The following is a 7416-nucleotide window of genomic DNA, read 5'->3' on the forward strand; positions in this document are numbered from 1 at the left end:
CGGCCACGGCGTGGACGTCGCACGCTCCTCGGGCGGCCGGGCCATGATCTCGAACTGGTGCACGCTCTCGGCACCCTGACGGTGCGAGGTCCCGAGGCAGTCGGCACCGGTGTCTCCGCCGCCGATGATGACGACCTTCTTGCCCTCGGCACTGACGGGCGGCGCGGCGAAATCACCCTGCTGGACGCGGTTGGCGTGCGGCAGGAACTCCATGGCCTGGTAGATGCCGTCGAGCCCGCGGCCCTCGATGGGCAGGTCGCGCCACGCGGTGGCACCGCCGGACAGGACCACGGCGTCGAACTGCTCGCGCAGTTCGTCGGCCGAGATGTCCACGCCCACATCGACACCGGTGCGGAAGACGGTGCCCTCGGCCTCCATCTGCGCGAGCCGACGATCGATGTGGCGCTTCTCCATCTTGAACTCGGGGATGCCGTACCGCAGCAGTCCGCCGATGCGATCGGCACGCTCGAACACCGTGACGGTGTGGCCCGCGCGGGTGAGCTGCTGCGCTGCAGCGAGTCCCGCGGGGCCGGAGCCGACGACGGCGACGGTCTTGCCGGTCAGATGCGTCGGGTAGACCGGCGTGACCCAGCCCTCCTCGAAGGCCTTGTCGATGATCTCGACCTCGACCTGCTTGATGGTGACCGGATCCTGGTTGATACCCAGCACGCACGACGCCTCGCACGGGGCGGGGCACAACCGTCCGGTGAATTCCGGGAAGTTGTTGGTGGCGTGCAACCGATCGATGCTGTCGCGCCAGCGGTCCTTGAACACCAGGTCGTTCCACTCGGGAATCAGGTTCCCCAGTGGGCAGCCGTTGTGGCAGAACGGAATACCGCAGTCCATGCATCGACTCGCCTGGGTGCGCAGAGTGTCCTTCGAGAAGTCTTCGTAGACCTCTTTCCAGTCCATCAGACGCAGGTCGACGGGCCGCCGCTTCGGTACTTCGCGAACCGTGTTCTTCAGAAATCCCTGTGGGTCACCCACGAGCTGCCTCCATGATCGCTTCGTCCACGTCCGCGCCGTTCTTCTCGGCTTCGGAGATGGCCAGCAGTACCTTCTTGTAGTCGCGAGGCATGACCTTCACGAAATGGTTCACCTGCTGTGACCAATCCGCGAGGATCCGCTCGGCCACCTCGGAGCCGGTCTGCTCCTGATGGCGAGTGACGATGTCGCGGAGCCAGGTGAACTCGTCACCCTCGAGCTCCTCGATGTCGACCAGCTCGGTGTTGAGGTTGGCCTCGAACGTCTTGTTCGGATCGAAGACGAACGCGACGCCGCCGGACATACCGGCACCGAAGTTCCGGCCCGTCGTGCCCAGAATGACGACCTTGCCGCCGGTCATGTACTCGCAGCCGTGATCGCCGACGCCTTCGACGACGGCAACGGCACCGGAGTTACGAACGGCGAAACGCTCGCCGACGACACCGCGGATGAGAGCCTCACCGCTGGTGGCGCCGAACAGGAACACGTTGCCGCCGATGATGTTGTCCTCGGCGACGAATCCCTTCGGCGCGTTCAACGACGGCCGCAGCACGAGGTGTCCACCGGACAGTCCCTTGCCGACGAAGTCGTTGGCGTCTCCGTTGAGCCGGAGCGTCATGCCGGACGGGACGAACGCGCCGAAGCTGTTGCCCGCCGAGCCGGTGAACGTGATCTCGATGGTGTCGTCCGGCAGTCCGACGCCGCCGTACGCCTTGGTGACCTCGTGCCCGAGCATCGTGCCGACGGTGCGGTTGACGTTGGTGATCTTGGACTCGAACGCGACCTTCTCGCCCTTGTCCAACGCATTGCGGCTGGCCGCGATGAGCTGCTGGTCGAGCGCCTTGTCCAGACCGTGATCCTGAACGCCGGTGTTGTAGAGGTTCTGGTTCATGAACGCCGACTCGACCTCTTCGAGGATCGGCGACAGATCCAGCTTCGACGCCTTCCAGTGCTCCTTGGCCGCAGTGGTGTCCAGCAGACCCACCTGGCCGACGGCCTCGTCGAGCGTGCGGAAGCCGAGCTCGGCCATGAGCTCGCGAACCTCTTCGGCGATGAACATGAAGAAGTTCTCGACGAACTCCGGCTTGCCCGCGAAACGCTTGCGCAGCAACGGGTTCTGCGTAGCGACACCGACGGGGCAGGTGTCGAGGTGGCAGACGCGCATCATGATGCAGCCCGAGACGACGAGCGGAGCGGTGGCGAAACCGAACTCCTCGCCGCCGAGCAGAGCCGCGACCATGACGTCACGTCCGGTCTTGAGCTGGCCGTCCACCTGGACGACGATGCGATCGCGAAGACCGTTGAGCAGCAACGTCTGCTGCGTTTCGGCCAACCCGAGCTCCCACGGTCCACCCGCGTGCTTGACCGAGGTCAGCGGCGTCGCGCCGGTGCCGCCGTCATGGCCCGAGATGAGCACCACGTCGGCGTGCGCCTTGGACACACCCGCGGCGACCGTTCCGACGCCGACCTCGGAGACCAGCTTCACGTGGATGCGGGCCTGCGGGTTGGCGTTCTTCAGGTCGTGGATCAGCTGCGCGAGATCCTCGATCGAGTAGATGTCGTGGTGCGGCGGCGGCGAGATCAGGCCGACGCCGGGCGTCGAATGCCGAACCTCGGCGACCCACGGGTACACCTTGTGCGCCGGAAGCTGGCCACCCTCACCGGGCTTGGCTCCCTGCGCCATCTTGATCTGGATGTCGGTGCAGTTGGTCAGGTAGTGCGAGGTGACGCCGAAGCGTCCCGACGCGACCTGCTTGATGGCACTGCGTCGCCAGTCGCCGTTCTCGTCCGGCTCGAACCGCGAGACGTCCTCGCCGCCCTCACCGGAGTTCGAGCGGCCGCCGAGACGGTTCATGGCGATGGCGAGGGTCTCGTGCGCCTCGGCCGAGATGGAGCCGTAGCTCATGGCACCGGTGGAGAAACGCTTGACGATCTCGCTGGCGGGCTCGACCTCGTCGATCGAAATGGCTTGCCGCTCTTCGGTCTTGAAGCGGAACAGACCGCGCAGCGACGCGAGGCGCTCGGACTGGTCGTCGACCATCTTCGTGTATTCCTTGAAGATGTCGTACTGACCGGTGCGGGTGGAGTGCTGCAGCTTGAACACCGTGTCCGGGTTGAAGAGGTGGTACTCCCCTTCCCGACGCCACTGGTATTCGCCACCGGTTTCGAGCTCGCGGTGCGCGCGCTCCTGACGGTTGTCGAGGTACGCGACCGCGTGCCGCGCTGCGACGTCGTCGGCGACCTGGTCGAGATCGATTCCGCCCAGGTGGCTGTTGAGGCCGGTGAAGTACTCGTCGACCAGTTCCTGCGAGAGGCCGATGACCTGGAACAGCTGAGCTCCGGTGTACGACGCGAGGGTCGAGATGCCCATCTTGGACATCACCTTCAGCACACCCTTGCCCGCGGCCTTGATGTAGTTGGACACGGCCTTGTCGAAGGAGATGTCGGTGAGGGAGCCGCGCTCGATCATGTCCTCGATCGACTCGAACGCCATGTACGGGTTGACCGCTGCCGCACCGAAACCGATGAGCAGAGCCATGTGGTGCACCTCGCGGGCATCACCGGCCTCGATGATCAGACCGACCTTGGTGCGGGTCTTCTCCCGGACGAGGTGATGGTGCACCGCGGAGGTGAGCAGCAGCGACGGAATCGGAGCGAGCTTCTCGCTGGACTCACGGTCCGAGAGCACGATGATCCGCGCGCCACCGGAGATGGCAGCGGACACCTGAGCGCGAATGGCCTCCAACGACTTTCGGAGACCCTCGCCACCCTCGGACACCGGGTACAGGCCGCGCACGCCCACCGAGCGCAGCTCTTCCTGCGTGCCTTCGTCGTTGATGTGGACGAGCTTGGCGAGGTCGTCGTTGTGCAGGATCGGCTGCGGAAGCACGATCTGCTTGCAGCCGTCGGCACCCGGGTTGAGCAGATCGCCCTCGGGTCCGATGGTGCCTCCGAGGCTGGTGACGATCTCCTCGCGGATGGCATCGAGCGGCGGGTTGGTGACCTGCGCGAACAGCTGCGAGAAGTAGTCGAACAGCATCCGCGGGCGAGCCGACAGCACGGCGATCGGGGTATCGGTACCCATGGAACCGATGGCCTCGGCACCGGACTTCGCCATGGGCGAGACCAGCACGTTCAGTTCCTCGGTGGTGTATCCGAAGATCTGCTGACGGATGAGCACGCGGTCGTGCGGCATGTGCACGTGCGGACGCTCGGGCAGATCGTCGATCGAGGTCAAGCCCTCGTCGAGCCACTGCTGGTACGGATGCTCGGCTGCGAGCTCGTCCTTGATCTCGTCGTCGGAGACGATGCGGCCCTGCGCGGTGTCCACCAGGAACATGCGGCCGGGCTGCAGGCGAACCTTGCGGACGACCTTCGACGGATCGATGTCGAGAACGCCGACCTCGGAGGCCATGACGACCAGACCGTCGTCGGTGACCCACAGCCGGCTCGGACGCAGGCCGTTGCGGTCCAGGACCGCGCCGATGACGGTGCCGTCGGTGAAGCACACCGACGCCGGTCCGTCCCAGGGCTCCATCAGCGAGGAGTGGTACTTGTAGAACGCCCGACGTGCGGGGTCCATCGACTCGTGCCGCTCCCACGCCTCGGGAATCATCATGAGCACGGCGTGCGGCAAGCTGCGTCCACCGAGGTGCAGCAGCTCGAGCACCTCGTCGAAACGTGCTGTGTCACTTGCTCCGTGGGTGACCACGGGGAAGATCTTCTCGAGCGCCTCGGAGCCGCCGAACACATCGGAGGTGATGAGCGCCTCGCGGGCACGCATCCAGTTCTCGTTGCCGGTGGCGGTGTTGATCTCGCCGTTGTGGGCGACGCGTCGGAACGGATGCGCCAGCGGCCACGACGGGAACGTGTTGGTCGAGAAGCGCGAATGCACAAGTCCCAGTGCACTTTCGACACGCTCGTCCTGCAGATCGAGGTAGAAGCCCTTGAGCTGAGGCGTGGTCAGCATGCCCTTGTAGACGAAGGTCTGCGAGGACAGTGACGGGAAGTACACGGTCTCGCGGCCGGGACCGTCCTTGCCCGCGCCCTCTTCGCCCAGTTCGTGCTCGACCCGCTTGCGGATGACGAACGCACGCCGCTCGAGTTCGAGGTCGGTGATCGACGCGTCCGGAGCCGCGAGGAACAACTGCCGGAAGGTCGGCATCGCGTCGCGCGCCAGAGCGCCGAGGGAGGAATCGTCGGTGGGAACCTCACGCCAACCGAGAACCGCCAGGCCCTCGCTGACGACGATGCGCTCGACACCCTCGCAGGCGCGTGCTGCGTCGCTGCGGCCCTGCGGAAGAAAAGCGACACCGGTTGCGTACGCGCCGGGCGCGGGAAGCTCGAAATCTACGACGGCGCGGAAGAACGCGTCCGGAACCTGGATCAGAATGCCTGCACCGTCACCGGTGTTCGGTTCGGAGCCGGCAGCACCGCGGTGCTCGAGGTTGACCAGCGCGGTGATCGCCTTCTCGACGATGTCGCGACTGCGTCGACCGTGCATGTCCACCACGAACGCGACACCACAGGAGTCGTGTTCGTTGGCGGGATCGTAGAGGCCTTGCGGGCCCGGAGTGTGCTTCATACCTAGCCTTCGGATAAGTCCAGCCTTGATACTCGTCGGCGACGGTGTGGTGTAACCGGCTGCACGAACGGCCTGCGGTGCGTCCTCGCCGTTGAAGCTGCACCTGTCGATCGTCGACGCTTTCCTCTGCACGAGCAGGTGGGCGCGTGGTAGAAAATGGGTCGTGGCGGATCCGGCCGTGGTGAGGCCGATCCAACTACGAACGATAAGTCAGTACCTGGGTGCCACCGCAAATAAGGTAAACCTATTACGGGCTTTCACCTGCGAATTTCCGGATACGAGACGTCCTCGGGACCGGGTCTCGGACACCCGCGCCGACATCGGCCGAGAATCACACGCCTGTAAGACGATTCGAGGAAAAAGGGCCGGAAAAACTACTGGCCGCAGCGATCGAATCAGCTGCGGCCAGTGTGGTGGGCGGAGGGGGACTTGAACCCCCACGTCCCGAAGGACACTGGCACCTGAAGCCAGCGCGTCTGCCATTCCGCCACCCGCCCGGGTGACGGCGAGAACACTAACACGCACCATGCCGCGCTCGAAAATCGCCGCGTCGAGGTGCCGTGAGCCGACGGCGGCGGGCAGTCCCCGTCGGCGGCACCGTATATCATGCTTGGAGCGCGACCTCGTGATGACACGCGGCTGTCGCGACCTGCACACCAGCAGGCACCACACGGTGGAAGAACACAGTGAGAGGAGGGGTCACGATGGGCATAGTTCAGCGTTTCGAACGCAAGCTCCAGGGCGCTGTCGGCGACGTCTTCGCCCGCGTGTTCGGCGGAGGCGTCGTACCGGCGGAGGTGGAGGCAGCGCTCCAGCAGGAAGCGTCGGACCTGGTTCGGCCCCTGGACGGCGGGCACCTCCTGGCACCCAACAGCTACGTGATCACCATCAACAGCTCGGACCACGCCGAACTCGCCGGTGACCGCGAACTGACGGTCAAGGCGTTCTCGCGTCACCTCGACGATTACATCCGCGATCAAGGCTGGCAGACCTACGGCGACGTGGTGGTTCGCTTCGAGCCGTCGCCCACCCTTCACACCGGACAGTTCCGTGCCAGTGGCTCGGTCGATCCCGATGTGGGACGATCGGCGACTGCTGCACGGAACGAGTCCCCGCAGCAGGGCGCGTCGGCACAAGCAGCACCGAGTCCCGTCCCTTCAGCTACGCAGCGACCGTCTGCCCCACCGATGTCGACACCAGGAGCCGGCCACATGACGCAGAACCCAGGCTACGACCCGCAGCGCGACCCCGCGGACGGTCATCGTCCCGATCCGCGCGCGCGCAACGGTTACGCCGGTGGCCAGGATCCGCGCTACCCAGCACGTGAGCAGAACGGCTACGACGCCCAGGCCTACGCGCCTGCCGAGCACGATCCGCGCTACGACCAGCAGCCGTACAACGGCCAGGGCTACGACGAGCAGCCGTACCCCGAGCAGGGTCAGGCCTACAGCGCAGCCGGCCAGGAACAGGGCTACGACCCGCACGCCTACGGCAACCCCAGCGGCCAGGATCAGGGGTACGACGCCCAGGGTTACAACGCGCAGGGTTACGACGCGCAGGGCTACCAGTACAGCGGTGCCGACAGTGCTGCGTACTCCGAGGCCCCCTATCAGGAGCAGGCGTACAACGACCCGTCCGGTCGCTACGCCGAGCCCCAGGCCGCCGGATATCAGCAGCCCGGCTACCAGCAGCCCGGCTACGACTACCCGCCTGCCCCGGCCGCCTACGGTCGCGGCTACCCGCAGCAGGGCGCGGGCGATCGCGGTGACGGGTACGGCTACGACCAGCCCGCCTCGTACGCAGCTCGCAGTCAGGCGCTGGCCGCGACGCTGCAGCTCGAAGACGGC

3 protein-coding genes and 1 tRNA gene are annotated in these 7416 nt (G+C 65.9%); 1 reads left to right on the forward strand and 3 read right to left on the reverse strand.

Annotated elements, in window-relative coordinates; all coding sequences use genetic code 11:
• From A2J02_RS00825 to A2J02_RS00835, 3 genes are all read right to left on the reverse strand, one after another.
• On the reverse strand, nt 1-987 hold a 987-nt coding region (locus tag A2J02_RS00825), incomplete at its 3' end, for a glutamate synthase subunit beta (protein ID WP_068045533.1).
• A complete protein-coding gene (gene gltB / locus A2J02_RS00830) occupies nt 980-5569 on the reverse strand; it encodes a glutamate synthase large subunit (RefSeq protein WP_068045537.1) in 4590 nt (1529 codons plus the stop codon). The genes A2J02_RS00825 and gltB, both read right to left, overlap by 8 nt.
• 411 nt (nt 5570-5980) lie before the next feature.
• Nucleotides 5981-6066: transfer RNA gene (locus tag A2J02_RS00835), tRNA-Leu, on the reverse strand.
• Nucleotides 6067-6273: 207 nt separating this feature from the next.
• Here A2J02_RS00835 and A2J02_RS00840 point away from each other — a divergent pair.
• Nucleotides 6274-7416: FhaA domain-containing protein (locus A2J02_RS00840; RefSeq protein ID WP_068045540.1), on the forward strand; the 1143-nt coding region annotated here is incomplete at its 3' end.

The sequence above is a fragment of the Rhodococcus sp. EPR-147 genome, from assembly GCF_001647185.1.
Lineage (GTDB): Bacteria > Actinomycetota > Actinomycetes > Mycobacteriales > Mycobacteriaceae > Rhodococcoides.